Raw genomic sequence first — 25,521 nt, forward strand, 5'->3', positions numbered from 1 at the left:
AAGCGTCTGTTGCGCGGTGAAGATTGCCTCGGCCGTGCGGGCGGCCAGTTCCTTGCCGGGTTCGGAGGCACCGGCCTGCACAACCACCGGATGTCCCTGCGGAGAACGGGCGATATTCAGCGGTCCTCGCACCCTGAAGTGCCGGCCCCGATGATCCAGCGTATGGACCTTCGCGGTATCGAAATATTCGCCACTGGCCCGGTCCCGGGTGAACGCGCCGTCGTCGATGGTGTCCCACAGCCCGGTAACCACATCGGCGAATTCCACACCCCACACTAAGGTTATATACAGCGACGGCGGCGCGCTAGTTATTCATTGGCCCTGGCTGATGGAGGGTGGGAACGTCCCACCACACCGGCCCGGGTCACGAACACAGTCGGATCGTCGCCCGATCGAGGCATCGCACATCGCGAAATCCCGCGACGATCTTGCACGTCAAATAGCTTCGGGAGCGGTTGGCACACTCCACATTCATCGATTTCGAGGGATCTCCGACGCCCCATCGAAGGATGAACCGCTTCGGCCAGGACGCAGTCCGCCGCGCGAACAAACCCGCCAGTGGGCTGGTCGGCTTTGCCGCCATACGCTCCGCCGCGAGCGTCTTCGCGAGATCGCGCTCTCCAGCCCGAAATGCCGCCTCGATCAAGGTCAGATCGATAACGTCACGCTGGGCATGCCTGCCGCCAAAACGGTGGGCAATCGTCCGCACCGGGCGGATCAGTTGCACCGCGTAATCATAGTGGCAAAACCGCCATGGTCACGATCGCCGCGGAGCTAGGTGGCGAGCGGCAGGCGGAACTGGACAAGGCCGTCGCGATCGAGCTGCTCGACGATCACGTCGCCCCAGTGGACATAGGCCGCCAGGGTGACTCGCCGTTGTTCCAGGGTCGGCAGCTTGGGCAATGCCTCGGACGGGTCCAGCGCGGGCTGATCCAGTCCCCGTCCCGGTTCCCCCAATCCAGCCGCAATCCAGCCGGCCGTCCCGCCGGCCAGGGCGAGAACACGCCGCTTGCCGTGCCAAACGAGTTCAGCGGCCGCAAGCCGTGCCAACGCACCGTCGGAGGAGGTCAGCACGATGGGTCCCGTCCCCGGCGCCTGGTCCAGCCGGCTGACCAACGTCAATCGCCGCACGACGATCGAGCCGGGAATGTAGAGACGCTCGCGGAAATAGGGCGGCGGCGCTTCCAGATCCAGCACCACTGCGCCGGACGCGATCAGCGCCGCCAGATCAACGGGCTGGATCGTTTCGCCACTATACAAGTCGCCCAGGATCCGCTTCTCGACCCGTCCACTCTCCGTTCGATCTGCCGGTGCTACGGGATGGATAAAGACATTGCTGAGGCCAAGCTGATACAGCCACGACGCGGTGATGGCGGCGCGCACCAGGTCTGGATCGTCAAGCAGGACGATCCGCCCCTCCCGCACGCCAACATAACGGTCCGTCGCCTGAACAAGCTGCCCGCCGGGCGCCGACAGCGCGCCAGGAAAGTGGCCGGCCTCGAATTCCTCGGCCGTACGGACATCGAACAGATAAAGCGTGCGATCCGTTCGGCTGGACCTGAATGTGTCGAGCAGGGCACGGTCGATCGTCCGCACACCGAACCGGGCGGCGATGCGCGAAGCAGCTTCCCGAGCCTTGGCCAGACCTGCCGCCGACGGTTTGCCGGCCTGCGCTGTCGCGCCTCGGCTTGGCTCCAGTCCCGCCAGCAGCCATGCCGCGGTTCCGTTCTCCAACGATACGACCGGATTGGGAATACCGGCGTTCAGCAGCGCCTGTGCACCGATGATGGCGCGGGTGCGTCCGGCACAGTTGACCACGACCTGGGTTGTCGGTGACGGTACCGCATCAAACACCCGGTGCAGCAGTTCCGCGCCCGGTGCCGCGATACCATCCGGGATGCTGATGTGGTTGAATTCCTCCAGCGGACGGGTATCGAGCACAATCACGTCCTGCCCGGAGCTGAGGAGCTTATGAAGCTCCCCGGCGCCGATCTTCGGGGTTTGATAGTGCCGCTCGACGAACTCCCCCAGTGCCTTGCTCAGCGAATTCAGGCCAGTGATCAACTCGTTGCCCCCGACACCCCAGCTCCGAAGGCCGCCGGCCAGTACCCGGACGTTCTGATATCCTATCGCCGTCAGGCGGGCGGCGGCGGCCGGTGCCAGGCTGGCGCCGTCATCGTCGGTCACCACGATGCGCACGCCGCTCCGCGGCAGCAATTCGGCCGCCCGCAGTTCGATCTCGCTGAAAGGCAACTCCACCGCCACCGAGATGTGGCCAGAGGCATAACGGTCGCCTTCGCGGACATCGACGACCGCGATCTCGTCCGGGTCGAGTACCGCCCGTCTCAATTCCTCCGCCGTGATGCTTTCCACTCGGACTGCTTCGACATCGGCCATGTGAGGTCTCCCAGTGTTGACGTTCACGCTACATTCGCGAGCGGCGCCGCCGCGGATAATCGGCGAGGGTGCGATAAGCCAAGGTGGTCACGCAGGGTTGTCCCGTTGTAGGCCTGCCGGAACAGTCCACGACGGCGCAGCTCCGGCACGACATGGTCCACGAACAGCTCCAGCCCTGACGGGTAGGCGTCCATGTTCAGGTTGAAACCATCTGCCGCCCGGCCACGAAACCACACCTCCATATCATCGGCAATCTGGTCCGGCGTTCCCACGATGATGCGGTGCCCGCCGTGCGGATTGCGCCCAAGCACCTGGCGAACGGTGAGATTTTCGCGGCTCGCTTCGCGAACGATATTTTCCACGAACCCCCTCGATACATGGTTGCTGACATGGTCCAGAATATCGGTTGGGAACGGACGATCGAGGCGCAGCCGGTCCGCGTCGATGCCAAATCGTTCGGCCAGCTTCACCCGCTCCTCATCGAGATCCAGCAGCGCGTCCATCTCCGCCTTGCGCGCCCGTGCCTCGGCTTCGGTGCTGCCGATCACCGGATAAAGTCCGGGCAGGACGACCAGCCCGTCGGGATCGCGCCCAAATCCCACGGCCAATGCCTTGACGTTCGCGTAGAAGCCCTGCGCTTCCCCGAATGTTCGTTGCACGGTGAACAACGCGTCGGCCCACCGCGAACCCAGTCGCTGGCTTGCGTCGGATGCCCCGGCCTGCACCAGCACGGGGCGGCCTTGCGGCGAGCGCGGCACGTTCAGCGGACCACGCACCGAAAACGAATAGCCCTGGTGGTCTATCGGACGAACCCGGTCGAGATCGGCATAGATCCCGGTCCCCACATCAGCCACCAGCGCATCATCATCCCAACTGTCCCACAGTTTCACTACCACCTCGACGAATTCCTCCGCCCGCTGGTAGCGGTCGGCGTGCGGCGGCAATTCCGGCAGTCCGAAATTCGCCGCCGCTCCGTTGTGCTGCGTGGTCACGATGTTCCACGCCGCACGGCCCTTGCTGATATGATCGAGCGAGGCAAACCGACGGGCCACATGAAACGGATGCTCGAATGTCGTTGAGGCGGTCGCCACCAGGCCAATCCGTTCGGTTACCGCCGCCATCGCGGTCAGCACGAGCGCCGGATCGAGCGCCTGCCACGGGCGGTCCCGCGCCGTGGCGTCGAGCGCGGAGTGGTCCGCGAAGAACACCGCATCGAAGGTGCCGCGTTCCGCGATCCGTGCGATTTCCAGAAAGCCGTTGAGGTCGGTGACGGAACGCGGGTTGGCCTGCAACCGCCAGGCCGCGCCGTGGCGTCCCGAGGGAATGACGTTGGCGTTCAGGTGAAGCTGCCGGGTCATGCTATTTGTCACCCCAGTTGGTCCGGGCCGCCACGAACCGTGCGTTCGAGCAGCGGCGTCCGGTAGAACTTTCTGCGTCTGTGTATATGTCTATATAACTATCTTATGTAGGTCAACATACTCCATGCATTCGAGAACCCGAATGTCGCCGTGCCGCAAGGGCAACGGCATTTATCAGGGACAGCCCAATCGACGGTGAGGCCATAGCGACATAGCATTTCAAATGTGGGGACACCGCCACACCCACATACCCCGATTTACGTGATCTAGGGCGGTTAAATTACATTATACGTGTTGACGGCGTGTTAAGCAGGTATCATCGTATCCCCAGGTTGTCCGTGTCGCGGCGTATCGGGCAACACCGATGCCCGATACGCGCGATCCTCACAGTGGATCGCCACCCCGCTCTATCAGGAAAGGGAGCCCCCCCCCATGAATGACCTTGCCGTCCAATCCAAACTCGACTTTCTGGCCCCGGTCACCCCGAATTCCGATGCATTGCGCGCGCTGTTCGACAGCATCGCCGAGGGCGCCAGTGAGCGGGAGCAGGAGCGCCGGCTTCCCTATGATGTCATCGACCTGATCCGCCGCTCCAGACTGTGTGCATTGCGGATCAAGACGGTCAACGGCGGCCCCGGCGCCACCGCTCGGGAATTGTTCGATGTCGTCATCCAATTGGGCGACGCTGACCAGAACGTTGCACATATCGTGCGAAACCATTTCGCTCTCGTCGAGCGCTTCGTGCGGAACCACCCACAGGGGAAGCATGCCAAATGGCTCACGGCAGTTCTGGATGGGGCCATCATCGGGCTTGCATTCGGGGAACTGGAAACCAAACAGGCAGGCAGCCGTGAGGTCCGTACGACGCTGGCACCGGACGGCGGCGGCTATCGCCTCAACGGCATCAAATACTATAGCACCGGCAGTCTGTTTTCAGACTACGTGCTGGTACGCGCCGTCACCCTGGACGGGGAGTCTGCGTCGGCGATCGTTCCGGCCAACCGCGAAGGGGTCGAACTGGTCGACGATTGGGACGGGTTCGGCCAACGCCTGACCGGCAGCGGTACAACAATCCTGCGCGACGTATGGGTTGAAGCGGATGAGGTCGTGTTCGACCGCGAGGGACCATTCTACACCCAACCGTACACCGCAACGATTCCGCAGCTGATCCTAACCGCTATCAATGCCGGTATCCTGCGATCGATCCTGCGGGACGCCACCGCACTGGTTCACCGGCGGCAACGATCGTACTACCATGCAGCAGCCGAGCGCCCGGCCGACGATCCGATTTTGCAGCAGACTGTGGGGCAGATCGCCAGCAACGCATTCGCCGCCGAGGCGACCGTGCTCGCGGCCGCGGATGCGCTGGACGTTCTCGACGCGGTACGCGACCGCGGCGAACACGATACGTCAGCGGCCTTGGAGGCGTCTCTGCGTGCCGCCAAAGCGAAGGTGGTGGTCGATGAACTGACCATCCGTTCCGCCAGCCTACTGCTGGACGTCGGCGGGGCATCGGCAACCAAACATTCCCAAAATCTCGACCGGCACTGGCGCAACGCCCGCACGCTCGCCTCCCACAATCCCGGCACGTACAAGGCGCGCGCGATCGGCGACCATGTCATCAACGGCGTGCCGCTTCCAACCAGCGGATTCTTCTGAACACGCCGTGCGCCACCGAAACAGAGACGAACCATGACCGTAACCGCCACATGACGTCGATCGTATTCAACTCGGTGACAGTCACACGGCCCTTGCCGCGATCAGGGCTCCAATCCGGCGACGATACCGGCCTGATCGATCTTAGTCCGCAACCGAACCTCGCGCGGCGGAAGTCTGCCCGGGCGCGCTGGCACCGCGTGATGCTGCGAGCGACTATGCCGCTGGTGATCCTTCTGATCTGGCAACTGGCCTCCACTTTTGGCCTGGTAACGCCGGAGGTGTTGCCTTCCCCGTCCGACATCGGATCCGCCTTCGCCGAACTCGTTCGTCTTGGCGACCTTCAGGCCGCCCTTCCCGTGTCACTCGGCAGGGCCCTGACCGGCCTGGCAATCGGTGGAACGACCGGACTGGCGATCGGCCTGTTCGCCGGACTGTGGCGGATCGGCGAGGGCCTGTTTGATGCACCGTTACAGATGCTGCGGACCATTCCGTTCATCGCGCTTGTTCCCTTGTTCATCACCTGGTTCGGTATCGGGGAACTGGCTAAGCTGATGGTGATCATCGCCGCAACGATCTTCCCGATGTATCTCAACACCTACGCCGGAGTACGAGGCGTCGATCCGAAGCTGATCGAAGCCGCGTCTATTTTTGGCCTGAGTCATCGGCACACAGCCTGGCATGTCATTCTGCCGACCGCACTGCCGTCCATCCTGGTCGGCTTGCGGTATGCCTCGGGGGCCGCATTGCTGGCCCTGGTCGTCGCGGAACAGATCAACGCCAGCTCCGGCATTGGCTACATTCTGAACAATGCCAACATGAACCAGCGCTCCGACATCATCATCGCCGGCATCCTGGTTTACGCCGCGTTGGGAATCGCCATCGATCTGCTTATGCGGATGGTGGAACATCTCGCGCTGCCGTGGAGGGCCAAGCTTGTCCTCGCCTGATCACGCCGTCGAACTCCACCAGGTTCGCCGAGTTTTCGGCGAACGTGCCGTTCTCGACGGCTTCGAACTGACCATCCGATCGGCCGAATTCGTTGCGGTTCTTGGCCCATCGGGCACTGGCAAAACGACGTTGCTGCGTCTGCTGTCGGGACTGGATCAGGCTGATGCCGGTTCCGTGCGCGTGGCGCGCCGGCGGTCCGTCGTATTCCAGGAGCCGCGGCTCGTGCCGGCCAAACGCGTATGGCAGAACGTCGTCCTGGGCCAACGGGGTTCCGCGGCTCGCCAGCAGGCGGTCGCTGCGTTGACAGAGGTTGGTCTTGCCGATCACGTCGACGCCTGGCCGAAGACGCTGTCCGGCGGAGAAGCACAGCGTGTGGCTGTGGCCAGGGCGATGGTGCATGAACCAGGTCTGCTGTTGCTGGATGAGCCGTTCGCCAGCCTGGACGCACTGACCCGCATCCGGATGCATGAACTTGTCGCGCAGCTTTGGCAGCGACACCGCCCGGCTGTCGTACTCGTTACGCATGACGTCGATGAGGCCATTCTGCTAGCGGACCGGGTGATCGTGCTCTCTCATGGCTGTGTGACCCTTGACCTGCCGATTGGCATCCCACGTCCACGCGGGCGCACCGGACGGCAGTTCGCTGAATTGCGCGCCAGTCTGCTGAGCAAACTCGGCGTATTGGTTCATTGACGCACCAAGGAAGATCGACATGGCCGTTTCCCGCCGCCGCCTGATGACCCTGGCCGGGGCTGCCGCTCTAGCGGCACCGTACGTCCGTGCAGATGAGCGGAAAGTCAGGCTGATCGTTGGAACGCAGGACATCGCACTGCAGGAAACCGTCAATGCCTCGAAGGTCCTGGATGGCAGTCCGTTCGATCTGCAGTGGGCGACGCTGCCCGGTCCGGCGGCCCAGCTTTCCGGCCTGTATTCAAAGGCGATCGATGTCGGACTGATGGGTGATACGTCGTTGATTATCGAGCAAGGACGTGCCCGCACCGATTGGACCGGAAGCAATCAGCCGCTGCAGATCGTTGCCGGCTGGCGGAATCTGGACCGCGCCTATCCGCCGATCATCACCGCTGTTCGCACCGCGGCGAATATCAATACGCTGGCCGATCTGCGCGGGAAGACGTGGGCTTTCAACTTCGGCGGATTCAATTACCTGCAATATGTCCTCACCCGCATCAAGGCCGGCCTGAAGGTCAGCGACATCGTGCCGGTGCAGCTTGTGGATACAAATGCCGCGGCGGCGGCCTTCAACAGCGGCCGAGCGGATGTGTTCTCCGGCGGGCCAGGGCCGATTATCGAGGCACTGAACAAGGGGACGGCACGCATCCTGATCATCAGTGATGATCTCGATATTCCCTCTCTCGGCGTCTTCACGGCCCGCGCCGACGTGCTTCGCGACGATGCCAAGAGCCAGGCATTAGCGGATTTCCTCAACCGCGTCCGGCTGCATTGGACGTGGTACGCCAACAACCTTGGCGCCGTGGAGCGCATCCTTGTCGAGAAACTGAAACAGACACCAGACAAGGCAAAATACTACGCCGCCTCCGGCGCATCCGTGTTCCGTCCGCTCGACGATGACCTGATGCGCCATGAACAGCGCATCGCTGACGTGCTGTTCGAATCCAAGGACATCAACAAGAAGATCGACGTAAACATCGAATTCAGCCGCCGGTTCAATCAGGCGACTGTCCAGGCCAGTTGAACATAGTTGGGTCAGAACGATATCGGGCGCATCGTGGGCGACGACTTCGTCAACGGCAAACTGCCCGACCTCGCCTGGGGTGTCGGGGTTGCTGAAAAGGCTGGGAAGGGCACCGACGCATGACCGAATTGCTGTTCAACGCTTTCATCATGAATACCGTTTCTCACATCCAGCACGGATTGTGGCGGCACCCGGCCGCGCGGCAGGCCGACTTTGACGACGTACAGGTCTGGATCGACCTGGTCAGGACGCTGGAGTCAGGTCTCTTCGATGCCGCCTTCTTCGCCGATGTGGTGGGACTGTATGGGCCGGTCAACGGCGATTACGAGGTCAACGCCCGCGAGGGCCTGCAGATCCCCAGTCACGATCCTTCCGTCCTGATGTCGGCGCTGGCCGTGAATACCGAGCATCTCGGGCTTGCCTTTACCAGTTCGGTGCTTCAGGCCCATCCGTTCGAATTCGCCCGGCGTGCGTCGACCCTCGATCACATCAGCAAAGGCCGCATTGCCTGGAACATCGTGACCAGCACGCAGGAAAATGCCGCGCGGAATTTTGGCCTGGATCGGCTGACAGCGCACGATGAGCGGTACGAATGGGCCGACGAATATCTGGATGTCGTATTCAAGCTCTGGGAAGGATCATGGGACGAAGGGGCACTGCTGAAGGATCGCCAGCGAGGCGTATTTTCCGACTACACGAAAATCCACAAGATCCATCATGTCGGGAAGCGATATCGGGTAGAAGGTCCACACCTGCCCGCACCATCGCCACAGCGCACGCCGCTGCTGTTCCAGGCCGGGTCCTCCCCGGCCGGCCGCGCTTTCGCGGCGCGCAACGCCGAGGCTCAGTTCATTTCGACACCAAATCCGGCGGCGGCGGCAGAACTGATCGCCGACACGCGCCGCTTGGCCGAAGCCGCAGGGCGCCATAGTGACGACATTAAATTCTTCCAGGGGTTCGTCCTTGTAACCGGCAGTACGGAGGAAGAGGCTCGGCGTAACGAAGCAGATCTTGAGCGATATATCAGTCCTGACGGTTTCCTGGCCCATGCAAATCTGGGCGTCTCGCAGGACGACGGCCGTCCGCTGCCGCCTGATACGTTGCTGGCCGATGTAAAGACGAACGGCGGCCGCAGTCATATCGAATGGATGCGCAAAAGCGTGCCTGACCGAGAGCCGACTGTCGCCGACCTGGGTAGATTGACGTCCCGTCGGCACGCTCGCCTGGTTGGCACGCCGGAGCAAATCGCCGATCAACTCGTTGTCTGGCAGCAGGCCGGCATCGATGGGGTGAACCTGATCAACTGGATGATTCCCGGTTCGTACGAGGAATTTTCGCGGCACTTGCTGCCCGTTCTTCAGAAACGAGGCCTTGCCAAGCACGAATATGCAAAAGGCACGCTACGCGCCAAACTGTTCGGTCACGACCGGCTCAATGATCGCCATCCTGCTGCCCGCTACCGAGGCTACTTTACACCGCGGTAGCGCCCGAAGCTGCCGCGCCGCTCGACCGGACGTCATGACGCTTCAAACGGAAGGCGCTTCATTGAGGCGCGCCAAGATCGTAATGATCGCGTAGCGTGGCGCCTTCGTAGTCGCGGCGAAACAGGCCGCGTCGTTGCAAAATAGGGACCACACCATCAACGAAGTCGGTAAGGCCACCAGGCAGATAAGCTGGCATGAAGTTGAATCCGTCGGCCGCTCCGTTGCTGAACCATTCCTCTATCCGCTCGGCGACCTGTTCCGGGGTACCGATCATGGTCTGATGGCCGCGGGCACCGGCCATGCGCTGAAGAAGCTGGCGCAGCGTCAAGTTCTCCCGCTGAACCAGCGTCGCAACTAGGGCGGTACGGCTGCGATGGGTTTCCACCGTTTCGTTCTCTGGGAAGGCATCGGCCGGCAACGGCGCATCGAGTGGATAATTACTGAGGTCCACGCCGGTGAAACCGCGCAACTGGCGCAGCCCGTATTCCGGCGCGATCAGTTCGTCGAACTCGGCGGCCAGATTCTTCGCCTCGGCCTCAGTACCCCCGATGATGGGGCTGAGTCCGACAACGATCCGCACCCGATCAGGGTCGCGCCGGTTCTCGATCACACGCCGGCGGAACCCCGCGTAGAACTGCTGGCCGTCCTCCAACGTTCGCTGGGCAGTGAACACGACCTCGGCGTGCCGAGCGGCGAACGCCATGCCGGTTTCGGATGACCCTGCCTGAATCAGCACCGGCCGGCCTTGGGGAGAACGCGGGACATTCAGCGGGCCGCGAACTTTGAAAAATTCACCCTCATGGAAAATTTCATGAATTCTTCCGGCATCGGCATAAATATCGTTGGCGCGGTCGTCGATGATCGCGTCCGCATCCCAGCTATCCCACAGCTTCTTCACTGCCTGAACAAAATCCTCGGCGCGACGGTAGCGGTCCCGATGGGCAGCGATGCCATCCAGCCCATAGTTCAGCGCCACGGCTTCGTTGCTGGTGGTTACGATGTTCCATCCAATGCGCCCCCCACTGAGCTGATCCAGCGAGGCGATCTTGCGTGCCACGCTGAACGGCTCGTTGAACGTGGTGGAAACGGTTGCAGCCAGCCCGATCGTATGGGTCACGGCACTCAGCGCGCCGTGCAGCGCGATCGGGTCGAGCTGCTCCACCGGCCGGTATGTCACGTTGTCGGACAAGGCCGGCGTATCGCCGTAGAACACGGCATCGAGCTTTCCCCGCTCCGCGATGTCGGCGATCATCTTGTGGAAAGCAAGCGAACTGAGACGTACCGGCGCGGTACGCGGATGCCGCCACGAAGCCTCATGGTTGCCGCCGGTGCTGACGTGGACGTTGAAATGAAGCTGACGCGGACGCCTGGTCATGGTGTCGGTTCCTCGGAAAAGTCGGGTGCTTGATCGCGTGCATTGCGTGCCATGTGTCCGCTCGGTTCAGCCGCGATCCGAAAGAACGGCCCTCACGCGGCCAGCGCGAAACGCAGGCGCGGGACAGCAGCGACAAGGTCTTGGGTGTAACGACATTGCGGACGCAGCAGGATGTCGTCCACGTCGCCGCTTTCCACCGCTTCGCCCTGGCTCATGACCAGCACCCTGTCGCTCAGGTGATGGATGACGCCGAGATCGTGGGAGATGAACAGGTAACTGATTCCGAATTGATGCTTGAGATCGCCCAGCAGATCGAGGATCTGCGCCTGGATGGAAACGTCCAGAGCGGAAACGGGTTCGTCGCACACAATGACCTTCGGGCGCGAGGCGATCGCTCGGGCGATCGCGACCCGCTGACGCTGGCCGCCCGACAATTCAAGCGGCCGGCGGATGCGAAACGCATTGGACAGGCTGACAAGCTCCAGCAACTCGGTGACGCGTGCCCGCCGATGCGCCTCATCCTTTGGCAGGCTGTCCTCAATGACACGCTCGACAGTCCAACGGGGGTCGAAGGAACTCAGCGGGTCCTGATAGACGATCGAGATGCCGCGCCGCCATTTCCGGCGCTGCCGTTCCGGCAAGGCCGTCCAGGGCGCACCGTTGAGCAGTACCTCGCCTTCATCGGGCGTTTCGAGCGCCATCACCATGCGCGCCACGGTGGATTTGCCCGACCCGGATTCACCTACGATCCCTAACGTCTCGCCGGTGTTCAGCGAAAACGAAACGCCGCGCACGGCGGTGTGCAGGCTTCCGTCCGGGCGTCGAAACCGCTTCACCAGCCCGTTCGCCTGCAACAGCGGATTTTCCGCATACGACGGTGCCGCCGGTTGCACAGGCAACGACGGGCGCGGTGCCGACGCGGGCGCCAGCCGCGTGCCGCGCGAATGCATCGACGGAACGGCATTGAGCAGGCGGCGTGTGTACTCGTGGCGGGGTTCCCGGAAAACCTGGTCGGCAGCTCCGCACTCCACGACCTCTCCACGCCGCATGACGATCACCTCGTCGGCCATGCGGGAAACGACTGCGAGGTTGTGGCTGATCAGGATCAGCGCCTTGCCGCGCGCCTGTGTCTCCGCCAGCAAATCCAGTATTCGCGCCTGCACCGTGACGTCCAGGGCAGTCGTCGGTTCGTCGGCGATCAGCAGCTTCGGGTCCAACGCCAGGGACGCGGCTATCAGTGCGCGCTGGCGTTGGCCGCCCGACAGCTCATGCGGCAGTTGCCGCGCCTTGACGGTTGGTTCCGGCACACCAACCCGTTCCAACAACCGAACGACATGCTCGGTCCGTTCGGTTCGCGACCTCGCCTCGCCATGCAGTTGCAGACCTTCTGCGATCTCCCGGCCAACCGGCCGCAACTGATCCAGGGATACCAGCGCATCCTGCAGCACGAAACCGATATGCCGGCCGCGGACGCGCCGCCACTCGCGATCCGGCAAGGCAGTCAGGTCGCGGCCTTCGAAGGAAAGACGGTCGGCCTGCACCAGGGCGCCCTGCCCTGCCAAGCCGACCAGGCTGCGCGCCGTCACACTTTTCCCCGATCCGGACTCCCCGACGATGGCGAGGCAGCGTCCCGCTTCCACGGTGAAAGAGACACCCTTAACAACTTCGTTACCGCGTCCGAAGGATACGCGCAGATTGTCGACGGCGAGCAGAGGAGGATTGATCATACCGGGTGAAACCGTCCTTCCAGCCGGTCCTGGAGATGCTGGCCGATGACGGTAACGGACAAGGCGAAGACGATGATGGCGAATCCGGGCATCACCTCCAGCCACCACGCATTGACGACGTAGTCGCGTCCTGCATCCAGCAGCGCACCCCATTCCGGCGACGGTGGCGCGACACCCAGGCCAAGGAAGGCGAGTCCCGAGGCCCAGACGATGGACTGGCCCAACCCCAGCGTGATCATCACGACGAGCGGCCGCATGGCGTTGGGAAAAATGTGTTGGCGGACGATGCGTTGCCACGAATGCCCGAGTGCCGTTGCCGCTTCCACATATCCTGCCCTCCTGACCGCCAGAAATTGTCCCCGGATCATGCGGGCATATCCCGGCGCGGTGCCGACACCCACGGCCACGATCAGGGTTGCGGTCGTGGCATCGAAGATCGTTACGAACAGCAAGGCGAGGAACAGGTTGGGGAACGCGAACATTACCTCCAGAAAGCGGCTGATGAGGCTGTCGGCCATGCGCCCACCAAGGCCGGCGGCAATGCCCAGCGTCAGGGCGATCGACATGCTGAGCGTTGTCGCGCCAACCCCGATCGCCATCGATTGCGCCGTTCCCTGGACGACGCGGGAGAAGACGTCACGGCCCGACTGGTCGGTACCGAAGATATGGCTGAGGGACGGGGCTTGGAGCGTCGAGAACAGATCGGTCCGGAATGGGTCGTGTGTCCGCAGCACGCCAGGCGCCAAAGCGGCGAGCACGAAGCCGCCGAGGATGAAGGCGGCAACGTAGACGCTGACGGGTATGCTCGTTACAAACGTTACGACATAGGTAAGTCGCCGACGAAAATCGCCGGAGAAACCCAAACGGGTGCCGGTGATGGTGCTTGTACTGCTCATGCTGCCTTCAATCGGGGGTCGATGATAGGATAGGCGAGATCGACGATCAGGTTTGCAACGATATACATACCGGCGGAAACGACGATGATGCCCGTCACCAGGGGGATGTCGCGCACGGACGTGGCGCTGACCAGCAGACCGCCGATACCGGGCCGAGCAAAGACGGTTTCGATGACGGCCGCACCGGAAAACAATGCCCCGAGGGCCCAGCCTGAAAGGGTTACGCCCGGCAGCACGGCGTGCCGTAGCACGTGGCGTAACCTGACTCCGAAGTCCCCCATCCCGCGCATGCGTGAGGACATCACGAAAGGCTGCTCCAGCACGCGTGCGAATTCCTCCCGGATGATCCGGCCGATGAAGCCGGAGAGCGGGATCGCCAATGCCAGGGACGGCAATACCAGGCCAGGAAGACCGTTATTGCCCTCGACCGGGAACAAGCCGAGTTTGACCGCGAAGATAACCAGCAGAATCGTGCCGATCCAATACGGCGGCGAAACCGCAATCGCAACCTGCAACGCCCCGACGAAGGACGATACCCGACCCTGGCGCCCCGCGGTGGCAAGTGTCAGGACGATTGCCATGACCCATGCCAAAACCAGAGCCGATAGCGTAAGCTGGATGGTTGGCCAGATCTGTTCGGCGATAATGTCGATGACCGGGCGGTGTGCCTGATAGGATTCGCCAAAGTCGCCGCTGACCAAGCCGGAAATGTAATGAGAATATTGCACGATCAGGGGATCGTTGAAGCCGTATTTGGCATTCACCGCCGCGATCTGCGCCGCACTCGGCTGGCTGAACGTACCAGACGCAAGATTGATGATCATCTCGGCTCGGTTGCCCGGCATCAGAGCCTGGACGCAAAAGGTGAACGTCGCAGTGGCCCAAAAGACGGTAATGGCTCCCAACAGGCGGCTGGCGACCCAACGGACACGCCGTCTGCCGCCCGCCCTATCGGCTGTCGACGCAACACCCGCGGTAACTACGCTCATTTCTCGAAATACGCGTCGTAGAAGACCGGCTCACTGACTGGCCCCGATATCCAGACATCCTTGAGCTTCGGCTGGCTGGCGATCGACACGGTGAGGGGAAACAGGCCGACGACGGCGGCGTTGTCGACAATGAGGCGCTGGGCGTCCTGATAAAGTTTCAGACGTTCTTTGTCATCGAAGTCGCTGTCGGCCGCCGCGATCAGCTTCCATAGCGCCGGGGGTTGGAAGCGGGAGGCATTGTTCGCATTCACGAACCCATCATGGTCGGGCCGCCAGGAGATTTTCAGGATTTCCGCGCCGGCGGCAACCCAGTAAGCAGGCTGGGCCTCATAATCGTGCGGACCACGCCCCTTGCCGGCAAACCAGTCGGCCTGTTGGATCGGCTTCAACACGACATTGAAACCGGCAGCGCGGGCCTGGTCCTGCAGGATCTGAAGCACCAGAACTCCGTCGCTCGAGATCAGCGAGCCGCCGGCGTAGAGCAGCCGCACCGTGAGCGGCTTACCGTCTTTGGTACGGATGCCATCGGAGGTGCGCCCGGTCCAACCGGCTTCATCCAACAGGCGGTTGGCGGCGGTGAGATCGTACGGATCGGAAGCGTCAAGTTCCTTTACCCTCTCGGGGGAGCTTATGCTCATGGAGCCGTTGGCGTTGTATGGCACCGCGCCACGAAACGCGACGTCGACCGCCTGGCGCCGTTCCGAGACATGGGCAAAGGCCTGGCGCACGCGCACGTCGTCGAACGGTGGAAACGCAGTATTCAGTTGCAGGCGCGTGGGGGTCCCGCCGGTGATGTCCCGGATGACTGTGAATCGCTTGTTCGCGTCCGCCCAATCGACGGCCGGTACGTCATAGATCGCATCGGACTCGTCAGTCAGCAGGGAACCGTAGCGAACCGTGTTGTCCTTCAGGAACTTCCAAATGATTTCGTCCACATAGGCCGGTCCCTGATGCTTAGCGGTGGCGGGGGCTGAATTATAATTCGGGTTGCGCTTCAGGATGACGTTCTGGCCGTGATTCCATTTTTCGACATAGAAAGGTCCCGACCCGATCGGCTTCTCACATGTCGCCTGCGGACCAAGCGCCAAGGCGGTCGGGGAGAGAAGTCCGAAGAAATACGTCGATAGCACGGTCAACAATTGCTCGTAAGGCTGCCGGAGGTCGATCCGCAGGGTCAGGGGATCGGGCGCTGTGACGGCACTGATGTAGTCTCCGACATAGAGTTTGGCGTTTACATTGGCCTTGTCGGGATCATTCGAGAGCCAGCGATTAAAGTCTGCCACGATGGCGTTCGCGTCGAGCGCTGTGCCGTCAGTGAATTTCACATTCGGTTTGATCTTAAAGGTATACGTCCTGCGATCATCGGAAATCGTCCACTCCGTCGCGATCCACGGCACGATCCGGCCATCGTGCGTCCGGGCAACGAGATTATCCGCGTACTGCCGCTGGATGTACCCGGCCTGAACCCAGCCGGCGTAAAGGCACGGCGGCTCCTGCTCATGGCCGTAACGAATTGTGCCGCCTCGATTTGGATCCGCGGATGCTGGCGGCGCGACGGCCAAGCTGATACCAGCAAGAATAAATCCAGCCATCAGGCGTTGACGTGGAACGGCCGGCTGTCGTGAAACCAGTGAGGACGTAGCCCCGCTGCATGACGCGGGGGCGGACAGGACCCTGCCGCGAAACACCGTGAATGCAATGCCGCCGAATGGCGCAATCGCCATAATCTATATCCTTCGAAGTGGAAAGTACATCACAAGTGTCATGGACATGTCCTCCGACATCTTTCGATGCGGGCCCGCACGACGTTGGGTGGCGGCCCGCGGGAAAGCTATAAGCATATTCACGACGTGGTCAACGCATAAATACGTTTGTATATCGTTAATACGGCCCGAGTGCCACGCCGAGCTAGGGTTAGTGGGATTCGGCTATGGTCAAAGCAATCGCCAAGGCAACCATGCCACGGTCCCTTCGCTTAAGGTTCATCTCCGAAGCGCTCCCACGGCTCCCTAAGATTGGCGCGGGAGATGGAGGAGCCTGACGAGCTCTGTAGAACACCGACGTATCAAAGCTGCGGCTGGAATCTTTATGCACGGTCATTTTAGGTAATTAAGTGGGCAACACTTGACTCGATAGGATAGTCGATCAAATATGCCGCCGCATGCTGTAACGCTTGGTTACGGTTGCCGTTTCTTCCCTAAACTCGGCGACGCCTACCCGGCGTCGTCGCTTTCTTTACGAGCGGCGCGTGTCGGTCAGACAGGGAGAAGGGACATAGTGGTTGTGAAATCGATCCATGACAACCTCCCCGAACGATCCACCAGATCAATGGCAGACCCCGTAGCTGCCGGCCAGGACGATGGCAGTCGGGTGACCTGGCATGGCGATGGACTCTGTCAGTTTGCGGCGCTGGGCGTTGATGACGGCCACTTGATCGGCATCGATCAGCGGCAAATAAAGCTTTTGGCCGTCTGGCGTGACACCACCACGCGCAGGGGTGCCAGCGAGGGGGATTTCCCCGGCCGCGTGCATCACTTCCAGGTCATAGAGCAGGACCGACTTGGCGGTTACACTCGGTATGAGTGCCAACGTATCGAACCATCCAGTATAGACAATGCTGACACCCGTGGCCGCCTTCAGCACGGTCGCGTTCTGTGCATCACCGTCACGAATGACCATCAGCGTACCGCGTTGGTTGTCCACGACCAACAGATACGCACCTGTCGCTGACGGAAAGGCAACGGTCGCCGCGGGTCCAGCAGGAATTGGAGCCAGTGGGCCCGACCGTTCCAGGTCCAGTACGCCGATCCCACCTCCGCTATCCGATTGCACGAAAAGCCGCCGGCCATCAGGCGACCGACCAAACGCCAAACTGCCACTCGGCAACCCGGTGGCAATAGCGGGATCCAACTGCCCCTTCAGGGCATCCATGACGTCGATCGCGCCAGCCTCTGCTCCAGCGAAATAAACCTTCCTGCTGTCGATGCTGAACACCATATCCCGCAGGTGCGGCAAGCCGTGCGCGGTCCCGACGATCCGGCGACGCAAAAGATCGAGCAACACGACGTGCCCGTTTTTGGTGTCCGCCAGAGCGACCGTCAGGCCATCGCTGCTGACCGTCATGCGGCTAGGAACCAGATCGAGCGGTACGGTGCTTATCGTTTTAAGCTGCAGATCGACGATATTCACAAGCGGGCCTTTACCGTCGATCGCAAGCAGCTTGCCGATCGACGATGCGATCTCGATCTGTTTTGGTACCAGCCCAACATCGACGCTGCCAGCAATCTTGTCCGTATCCGGATCGATGTAAGGCACGACATGTTGGTCGGACAACGACACAAAAATCGCCTTGTTCGTGTCGAAAGTATCTTCATCGGCGTAGGCAGAGCTGACGAGCAGCGCAAGGAGAACGGCGAGGACAAACTTCACGTCAGGCCGCCAATGCGGGAACAGCACCCATGTCACGCAGAATCCGCTGGCGGATCTCGGTGAAGCGTGGGGAGGCGCGGTCGCGCGGTCGGGGCAGATCCAATGCAATCTCCTGCGTGATCCGCCCCGGATGGGGCTGCATCACCAGGACACGGTCGCTTAGATAGACTGCTTCCTCCACGTCGTGGGTCACCAGGATCATCGTCACGCGACGAGCCTGCCAGATGCGTAGCAGTTCGTCCTGCAACCTGATCCGGGTCAACGCATCCAGCGCACCGAGCGGTTCGTCCAGCAACAGGATTTCGGGCTCACTGACCAGTCCACGGGCGATCGCTGCGCGCTGCGCCATGCCGCCAGACAATTGGTAGGGGTAGGCCTGTTCGAACCCGGCCAAGCCAACCAGTTCGATATGCCGGTGGACCGCATCCTGCTTGCGTTGCCGCGGCCAATTCATATTCTCAAGGCTTAGCCCGATGTTTTCCGACAGCGTCAACCACGGCAACAGCCGGTGATCCTGGAACACGATGCCCCGGCGCAGGCTGGTACCCTGGATCGGTTCACCATCCAACAGGATCCGGCCGCGGAACGCAGCATCCAGTCCAACGATCAGTCGCAACAAGGTGGACTTGCCGCATCCGCTGGCGCCGACCAGACTGATGAAACTACCGGGCTCGACGTCCAGGTTGATGTCGTGCAGCACGTCGAGGGTGCGGCCTTTCACTTGATACTGCTTGCCGACATGGCGCAGGCGGAGACTCCCCTGTTCCATCATGTCAGTTGCCCTCGAAACCTTGTTTCCAGCGGAGCAGGTGACGCTCCAGAAGCAATACGCCGCGGTCGATCGTGAAGCCGACGACGCCGATGATAACCATGCACACCAGCAACTGATCGGTCAGCAGCAATGCCTGAGCGCGGAAGATCAGGTAGCCGATGCCCTGCATGCCGCTGAGGCCCTCGGCCACCACGACCATTGCCCAGGCCAGGCCGGCACCATACCGGACCCCGACCAGGATGCTGGGCGTCGCGGCGGGGATAATGATGCGCCGGATGAACTGCCAGCGCCGCAGCGTCAGGACGCGCGAGAGGTCGATGTAGTCCTTCGGCACGCCGCGGATACCTTGCAATGTGTTGAGGAACACCGGGAAAAACACGACTTTGGTGATGATGACGACTTTCGCCAGCGGCCCGATGCCGAGCCATAGGACGATCAGTGGCAGCCAGGCGATGGCCGGAATTTGGCGGACGCCATCCAATGTGGGCCCCAGGATGCGCTGGATCGCGCGTGACAGGCCTGCGGCAGCACCGAGAAGGATTCCCAGGCCGGCGCCGTAGATAAAGCCCTGAAGCACGATCTCAATACTTGCCAGGAAATCGAGCAGGAAATCCTGTTGGGTCAACATCGTGAAGAAGGCGACCACCGTCTTTTCCGGTGTCGGCAGGAACACCGGTTTGACCCATCGCAGATGGGAGGCGAGTTCCCACAGACTTAGAATGGCGAGAGGCAGAAGCGCGCCGACCGAGATTGGCAGGCCCGCCTTGTCCACGGACGGCGGGGCGTCGGCCGGCAGCGCGGCAACGGTCAGGCTGATCGAGCCGTCCATGTGCGCTCTCAGTAAACGCTATATTCGCCGCCCCGGAAGAAGCGCCGGTCGACAAAGGTCTCGAGCTGCGCATCCGTCAGGTGATGGTCCGCCAGGATTTCATCGCCATGTGCAAGGTACCAGGCCTGGAAGCCTTTGACCGCGGCAACGGCGGCCGGGGCTGACGGCTCACCATTGATGAAGCTGAACGAAGACGGGTCGGTCAGGGTGAAGCGCGCGATGTCAATCGGCAGACGGCGGCCCTTGGCGACAAGTTCGACAGCTTCTTCCTGATTCTCTCGAGCCCAGGCAATGGTTCGTTCCCGCGCCTGCAGAAAGGCCTGGATCGCGCGCGGATGCTGTTCGGCGAACTCTCGCATCGCGAAATACGATACGCGTCCGGCGTCGTTGACATAGACCCCGTTGTCCGGGCTGTGCCCGATCGCCTTGACCTGACCGGATGTCCACAGCGCAGCGTTGTCCGCAGTGCCGATATGGGTGGCGGTCGCCTCGATCCGGCCACTTAACAGTGCGTTGGTCGTGGCGACGGTATTCATGATGTTGGTGAAACGGACGGCGCCCGGTTGCTTCGGCGTATCCAGGGGCACACCGGCGTCGTCCAGTATCTCGGTCGGAGAGGTCCAGCCGCAACTGACCCTGCTGGAGCCGAGAGTCTTGCCCTTCAGGTCCGCCACCGTTTGGATCGGCGAGTCCGCCAGCGCCAGGACAGGGGTCCGAGCTGGCGAGGACCGGGTCGAGAGCCATACGATGGAAGCATCGATGCCGTTGGCCTTATGGATGGTCGCCGGATACATCATGCGCTGCGCCAACGCGAGGCCGCCACGATCCAGCAGCGCCGCCTCGGAGCCTGAAAGCTGGGTGGTGCCGGGATCGACCAACCGGACGTCGGTCGTGCCGATCCGCGCGTAGGCCTCCTGCAGGAAACCCTTTGCGTAGGCAACGACAGTCCAGTCCTCGATCGGCAGATTGATTGAAGGCAATGGTTCTTCGCTATGCGCCGATTGCCTGATGAATCCCAGCATGAGTGCGAACGCAATCATGAGGTACACTGGCTTTTTCCACGGCATCGGCTTCTCCAAACACTGTTTCATTAAACCACGTTCAATAAACGCTATTACTATGGTCGTTATATACGAGTCAATTACGTGTTGTAGTTTTCAAGCGTAATATTGAAGTGGAGTTAGGCATCTCGATGCGGTTGTCTATCGCGCACCCAGGATGGTGTCCGGCAGCAACTTCTTCAACGTTTTCGTCACGAAGACTTAGACCGGGATTCGAACCAATCGCAGCCCGACCGGTTCGACAGGTACACATCGTGCACGGCGCATAGGCCATCGCCATCACGGACAGAGGAAAATCCGGACCCCATGATCGCGAAGCCCGGAAACACCGCCTCCAGTTTCGCACTGTCGTTGTCGAAGTGACGGCATGTGCCGCATCGTCCTGGCAAAACCCGTGTCATTGCGCCAGGGATGCCCAATAGTGGCCAAATACCAACGCCGACAGCACGAATCCAAGCGCCACATTCACGACAACGCCGGCAGAGAAAGCAATGAATGGCTTACCGCCGGCGGGCGCGAATTCGCGCAGCCGCGTGGTCAATCCGATGCTGAGAAAGCAGAATGTGAAAGCCCAGACCCGCAACGATGTGATCGGCGCAATCAGTCCAGGCCGAATAATCGTATTGTAGTCGGCGAACGTGACATTGCGCACGGCCAGGGTGATCAGCAGCGACGCGACAAGAAACCCAACTACGAATTTCGGGAAACGCCACCAGATCTGGCCGATATCGACGCCGCCTCCGATCTCAGCAACCTCCCACCGTGTGACGGCGATGACCGACAGAACCAATGCCCAGACACCAATCCATACGTCGCGGCCGACGACCTTGATCAACGTGTAGGACCATACGGCCTGCTCCGGCGTTCCCGCGACAGCGCCGGTCGAAGCGAAGCCGCCATAGGTTTGCGCCGCCGCGAATCCGGCCGCGTCGGCGAACTCCGAGGTTCCGATCCAGGCACCGCCAACGCCTGCAGGCAATGACAGAAAGCGAGATACCAACGGCAACACCAGGATCATGATGATCGCCCAGAGGACGACCAGGGTTATGGCGATCGGCGGATACTCTTTCTTCGCGCGCACAGCCCCGGCGATGGCGATCGCGGCCGAAACGCCGCAGACTGCTCCGCCTGCCCCGAGCGTGGCGGCAAGCCGCTTGTCCAGTCCGAGGTATTGCGCGGTGAAGAAGATCACCAGGAAGGTTACGATAGAGACGATCGATGCCTGCAGGATCGCCACCGGTCCCGCCCAGACGATCAGAGTAAATGGCAGCGTCGCACCCAGCAGCACGATCCCTAGCTTGACGTAGAATTCGACCCGGAATCCGGCATCGAGCCAACGCGGCAGGCCGATCACGTTGGAAATGATCAATCCGCCGACAAGGGCGATCAGCGGCGGCTCCAGATTATAGAAGATCGCCCGATCCCATGCGCCCGCCGCGATCACCATGACCGAAAGCACGTAAACCAGAACGAACCCCAATACGAAATGACGAACCGAATAGCCGATCGCGGACGCAGCGATGCTGAACAGGCCGAGGAAAACACCGAATTGCACCAGGTAGCGGACAGCGTTTGCCTCGAAATGCCCGAATAGCTGAGGAAACGTGGACCATTTCGGTGGAGAGACCGCCAGCCAGGCGATGCTGGAGCCGTTCACGAACAAAGCGTAGGCCACCAGCGAAGCGCCCAGACCCAGCCACACAGCCCACCAGTCTTCCTTCCGCCACAGTTCGGTCCAGCCGGCACTACTGCTTTGTGTGACTGTCGACTGCTGCACGCTCATGCCAGGACATCCTTGTAAATCCGGCTGGCGAACCGTACGGGATCGGTGGATGGCTTCAGGACGCCGATCAGTTTCATATCGGTGATATAGACGGCCAACTCATCCTTCAGAATGGGCGTGGAAGGATGGTGATGATGGGTATGCTGCCGTAACATGTCCGCCAGATCGGCCGCCGGCACGGGCGAATACTGGGCGAACACGGTCCCGGCGTCCAAGGGGTCGTTGGCGACATGCTCCGCGGCTTCCAGGATTGCCTGGGTGATGGCGGCAGCGGTCGCACGTTCGTTTTCGATCAGGGTGTTGCGAATTCCCAGCACACAGCACGACAGCGTCCGATAGGGCCCATCCAGATTGGTATTGATCGTGATCAGTTCACCGTTGCTGCGCTTTTCAACAATGTTGACGTTGGGATCAGCGTCGGCGATGGCGTCGATCTCGCCTTTCTGAATGGCCAGACCGAGCACCTCACCGGGATAGGCGCGCCATTGCACATCGGAATTCGGATCGATTCCCAATTTCGTAAGTTGGATGGCATAGAAGTTCTTTGCGGCGCTGATCATGCTGGTGGTGCCGATGGTTTTCCCGCGTAGCTGGGACAATTCCTTGATCCCGGATTTCACCGGGGCCAGCAGATGAATGCATCCACCGTGGACACCTGTCGTGAAGCTGACTTGCAAACCCTGCTCCAGCGGCTTCAGCCACTGGAGAGCGAAACTGACACCGGCATCGGTTTTCCCGGTGGCGATCGATTCCAGGATTTGGTCCTGCGCGCCGCTGAAGTTCACGATCTCCACATCCAGGCCGTGCTTATCGAAATATCCGCGATGCAAGGCCACCGGAACTGAACTGGTGCAGACACCAGTGCCGCTCCAGGCGAAACGGATCGGCTTCCGGGGTGAAAGGATTACGGGTGCGGCCAGCGGCGGCGCCACTGTATCGGCCACGTGGCAAATCGGCGCCGTATCGATCAGGGCGCCACCACCGACACGAGACGCGCCGAACGCTCGGGTGGCTGCATACCCGAACGGCGCCGTAGCACCTATACCAAGCGCGGACCGCACGAGTGTCCGCCGATGCAGGGGAAGTGTCATTGCGATTCTCCTTGTTCAGGCGGGGGGAAGAAGCTGATAGCTTCGATCGTTGCCGCGAAGATGACGCGCCGGCTTGCTCCAGCCGATCGCCCTGCGGTAGCTGCCCAGAACATCGGCAAGGGCGTGTTCATCAACCGGTTCGATACCCGTGGTATGGGGCGAAACGTATAGCGCATCCTCCGGACAGTAGAGTTCGCACATGAAACATGTCTGGCAGTCATTCTGACGGGCGACCACGGGGGCGGCGCCGGCGACGCGATCGAACACATTCATCGGACACACCTGGACGCAGATATTGCATTCGGTGCAGCGTTCGGTGCTGACGAGTTCGATCATGCGGCAAGCCCCTGTTCCGCCCGCTCGACCGGCGGCAACGGCCGCACCCACACCTTATCCAATCCACCGCTGGCAAAGGCATGACGCTGAGTTGGGTCGGTCCCGGTATGATCCAGCCGCCGATGCATGCCGCGCGTTTCCGAACGCGCCAGGGCACTGCGATACATCCATCGCGCCGTTGCCAGCATTGCCACGGCTTCCCGCGCTTTCGAAGCCTCGGAGCGGGCAGCAGGCGACGCGCGACGCGCTTCATGCCAGTGATCATCCAGCACGGTCAGGGCTTTTTCCAGCCGGTCACCGGTTCGGAAATAGTTGGTTTCGTACGGAAACACCTGGCTTTGCACCACGCGAACAAGCGCCTGCGGGTCCATCGCGAAGCCGCCACCCCCAACCAGCGCCGCCCCGCCGCTACGATGCACCGCGCGGCGCGTCACCGGCCCGCTGGCACGCGCATGGTCCGCCGCCCCGCGTCCAGCCCAATGACCGGACGACATTGCCCAGGCAGCGTTGTGGCTTCCGCCCCCGGTGAACCCGCCGCAGATCAGCTCGCGGGTCGCCGCATCGCCGGCCGCGTAGAGGCCAGGGACCGAGGTGGCGCAGCTCTCGTCGATGATGCGCAGGCCGCCGGTGCCACGAACCGTCCCCTCAAGCCGCAGGGTCACCGGAAAGCGCTGGGTGAAAGGATCGATACCAGCCCTATCGAATGGCAGGAAGAAATTGGGCTGGGCGACACGCATGGTCGCCTGTGTCGCACCGTCGGCCTTGTCGATCTGGGCATAGACCGCTCCGCGTTGCAGCCATCGCGCAATCACCGACCGGCCGCCTTTCGACGAAGCCCCCGGAATGGCGGCGCCAGAGGGCGCGGTGAACGTCGCCCAATTGTAAAACAACGTTTTGGTCACGGATGCGAAAGCCGGTGCAATAGCGTAGGCGTTGGAAAACTCCATTCCGGAGAATTCCGCGCCTACTTCAGCCGCCATCAGATAGCCATCGCCGGTCAAGACGTTACAACCGAGACCATTGCTGAGGAACGCACAACCGCCGGTCGCGATCACCACCGCCTTCGCCCTGCCGGTCCAGGCCGCATCCTTCTGACGGTAGACACCGGCCGCACCGGCAACCGCCCCGTGTTCATCCACCAACAATTCCAGCGCCGGTGCCTGATCCATGATACGCACCCCGGCGCCTTTGACCCGACGGCGCATCAACCGCATATACTCGGGTCCTTGCAATGAATTGCGGCGTGGCGCGCCGTCCTGGTCCAACGGAAATGGATAGCCCCATGCAGCGATTTCGTTGACGCCATGCCACGTGCGATCCAAGACCCGCGCCATCCAGGCAGGATCGGCGAGGTGACCACCCAGAGTGTCGCGACTGTCCATGGCGGCCTGACGCTTCGCGGGATCGGGCGGCACATACCAGACGCCGGTTCCGGCCGCTGCTGTCGCCCCGGAACTGCCACAGAAACCTTTATCGGCCAACACCACGCGCGCGCCACCGGATGCCGCGGTCAAGGCGGCCCAGGTTCCGGCAGGACCGCCGCCGAGAACAAGCACGTCGGTATCGAAGTCGCCGGCCATATTGAATTCCTTCGGGAAAGGTTCGTCTCCGAGCCGAAGCCGAGGCGCACGCGATCAGTCGTCGAGTTCGCTTCCTCCGCCGGGGATCAGGCG

At 61.8% G+C, this 25,521-nt stretch carries 22 protein-coding genes; 5 read left to right on the forward strand and 17 right to left on the reverse strand.

Features of this window, described 5'->3' with window-relative positions:
* From GSQ89_RS38695 to GSQ89_RS25230, 4 genes are all read right to left on the reverse strand, one after another.
* Nucleotides 1–267 (reverse strand): LLM class flavin-dependent oxidoreductase (locus GSQ89_RS38695; protein ID WP_216856381.1); only part of this gene is annotated, 267 nt, incomplete at its 3' end.
* A gap of 97 nt (nt 268–364) precedes the next feature.
* Nucleotides 365–727, reverse strand: coding sequence for a hypothetical protein (locus tag GSQ89_RS38700; protein ID WP_216856382.1), 363 nt, complete (start codon nt 725–727; stop codon nt 365–367).
* A 47-nt stretch (nt 728–774) separates the two neighbouring features.
* Nucleotides 775–2,397, reverse strand: a complete 1,623-nt coding sequence (locus GSQ89_RS25225) for a rhodanese-like domain-containing protein (RefSeq protein WP_158930449.1) — start codon at nt 2,395–2,397, stop codon at nt 775–777.
* 23 nt (nt 2,398–2,420) lie between these two features.
* Entirely contained in the window at nt 2,421–3,755 is a 1,335-nt protein-coding gene (locus GSQ89_RS25230; RefSeq protein WP_158930451.1) for an LLM class flavin-dependent oxidoreductase, read from the reverse strand.
* Between the two features lie 432 nt (nt 3,756–4,187).
* On the opposite strand from GSQ89_RS25230, the gene GSQ89_RS25235 reads away from it, so the two are divergent.
* The 5 genes from GSQ89_RS25235 to GSQ89_RS25255 all read left to right on the forward strand — a co-directional run bounded on the left by GSQ89_RS25235 (nt 4,188) and on the right by GSQ89_RS25255 (nt 9,560).
* Complete coding sequence (locus tag GSQ89_RS25235) at nt 4,188–5,414, forward strand: acyl-CoA dehydrogenase family protein (RefSeq protein WP_158930453.1); 1,227 nt, start codon at nt 4,188–4,190, stop codon at nt 5,412–5,414.
* 200 nt (nt 5,415–5,614) lie between these two features.
* A complete protein-coding gene (locus GSQ89_RS25240; protein WP_254073365.1) occupies nt 5,615–6,361 on the forward strand; it encodes an ABC transporter permease in 747 nt (248 codons plus the stop codon).
* A complete protein-coding gene (locus GSQ89_RS25245) occupies nt 6,348–7,055 on the forward strand; it encodes an ABC transporter ATP-binding protein (RefSeq protein ID WP_158930456.1) in 708 nt (235 codons plus the stop codon). The genes GSQ89_RS25240 and GSQ89_RS25245 overlap by 14 nt, the downstream gene beginning before the upstream one ends.
* Nucleotides 7,056–7,074: 19 nt before the next feature.
* Entirely contained in the window at nt 7,075–8,076 is a 1,002-nt protein-coding gene (locus tag GSQ89_RS25250) for an ABC transporter substrate-binding protein (protein ID WP_158930458.1), read from the forward strand.
* Between the two features lie 119 nt (nt 8,077–8,195).
* A complete protein-coding gene (locus GSQ89_RS25255) occupies nt 8,196–9,560 on the forward strand; it encodes an LLM class flavin-dependent oxidoreductase (RefSeq protein ID WP_158930460.1) in 1,365 nt (454 codons plus the stop codon).
* A 58-nt stretch (nt 9,561–9,618) separates the two neighbouring features.
* Here the strand turns inward: GSQ89_RS25255 and GSQ89_RS25260 are convergent, their stop codons facing one another.
* The 13 genes from GSQ89_RS25260 to GSQ89_RS25320 form a co-directional block, all read right to left on the reverse strand.
* Nucleotides 9,619–10,935: an LLM class flavin-dependent oxidoreductase gene (locus GSQ89_RS25260; protein WP_158930462.1), complete on the reverse strand. Its 1,317-nt coding sequence runs from the start codon at nt 10,933–10,935 to the stop codon at nt 9,619–9,621.
* A gap of 92 nt (nt 10,936–11,027) precedes the next feature.
* Nucleotides 11,028–12,662 (reverse strand): ABC transporter ATP-binding protein, encoded by a 1,635-nt coding sequence (locus GSQ89_RS25265; protein ID WP_216856383.1) that lies wholly within the window; start codon nt 12,660–12,662, stop codon nt 11,028–11,030.
* Nucleotides 12,659–13,558 carry an ABC transporter permease gene (locus GSQ89_RS38705; protein ID WP_158930466.1) on the reverse strand — a complete coding sequence of 300 codons (900 nt, stop codon included), beginning with the start codon at nt 13,556–13,558 and terminating at the stop codon, nt 12,659–12,661. The genes GSQ89_RS25265 and GSQ89_RS38705 overlap by 4 nt, the downstream gene beginning before the upstream one ends.
* A complete protein-coding gene (locus tag GSQ89_RS25275; RefSeq protein ID WP_158930468.1) occupies nt 13,555–14,547 on the reverse strand; it encodes an ABC transporter permease in 993 nt (330 codons plus the stop codon). The genes GSQ89_RS38705 and GSQ89_RS25275 overlap by 4 nt, the downstream gene beginning before the upstream one ends.
* Complete coding sequence (locus GSQ89_RS25280) at nt 14,544–16,271, reverse strand: ABC transporter substrate-binding protein (protein WP_216856385.1); 1,728 nt, start codon at nt 16,269–16,271, stop codon at nt 14,544–14,546. The genes GSQ89_RS25275 and GSQ89_RS25280 overlap by 4 nt, the downstream gene beginning before the upstream one ends.
* A 601-nt stretch (nt 16,272–16,872) precedes the next feature.
* Complete coding sequence (locus GSQ89_RS25285; RefSeq protein ID WP_158930470.1) at nt 16,873–18,012, reverse strand: YncE family protein; 1,140 nt, start codon at nt 18,010–18,012, stop codon at nt 16,873–16,875.
* Nucleotides 17,978–18,748 carry an ABC transporter ATP-binding protein gene (locus GSQ89_RS25290; protein ID WP_158930472.1) on the reverse strand — a complete coding sequence of 257 codons (771 nt, stop codon included), beginning with the start codon at nt 18,746–18,748 and terminating at the stop codon, nt 17,978–17,980. Before GSQ89_RS25290 ends, GSQ89_RS25285 begins: the two co-directional genes overlap by 35 nt.
* A gap of 1 nt (nt 18,749) precedes the next feature.
* Complete coding sequence (locus GSQ89_RS25295; protein ID WP_158930474.1) at nt 18,750–19,577, reverse strand: ABC transporter permease; 828 nt, start codon at nt 19,575–19,577, stop codon at nt 18,750–18,752.
* A gap of 8 nt (nt 19,578–19,585) precedes the next feature.
* Entirely contained in the window at nt 19,586–20,557 is a 972-nt protein-coding gene (locus GSQ89_RS25300) for an ABC transporter substrate-binding protein (protein WP_216856386.1), read from the reverse strand.
* A gap of 478 nt (nt 20,558–21,035) precedes the next feature.
* Nucleotides 21,036–22,421, reverse strand: a complete 1,386-nt coding sequence (locus GSQ89_RS25305) for a YeiH family protein (RefSeq protein WP_158930478.1) — start codon at nt 22,419–22,421, stop codon at nt 21,036–21,038.
* Nucleotides 22,418–23,512: an ABC transporter substrate-binding protein gene (locus tag GSQ89_RS25310; protein WP_158930480.1), complete on the reverse strand. Its 1,095-nt coding sequence runs from the start codon at nt 23,510–23,512 to the stop codon at nt 22,418–22,420. The genes GSQ89_RS25305 and GSQ89_RS25310 overlap by 4 nt, the downstream gene beginning before the upstream one ends.
* A 15-nt stretch (nt 23,513–23,527) precedes the next feature.
* Nucleotides 23,528–23,848, reverse strand: a complete 321-nt coding sequence (locus tag GSQ89_RS25315; RefSeq protein ID WP_158930482.1) for a ferredoxin family protein — start codon at nt 23,846–23,848, stop codon at nt 23,528–23,530.
* Complete coding sequence (locus tag GSQ89_RS25320) at nt 23,845–25,428, reverse strand: FAD-binding protein (protein ID WP_158930484.1); 1,584 nt, start codon at nt 25,426–25,428, stop codon at nt 23,845–23,847. The genes GSQ89_RS25315 and GSQ89_RS25320 overlap by 4 nt, the downstream gene beginning before the upstream one ends.
* Between the last annotated feature and the right edge of the window lie 93 nt (nt 25,429–25,521).

It is taken from the genome of Acidisphaera sp. S103 (assembly GCF_009765975.1).
In the GTDB taxonomy this organism is placed as follows: Bacteria; Pseudomonadota; Alphaproteobacteria; order Acetobacterales; family Acetobacteraceae; genus Rhodopila.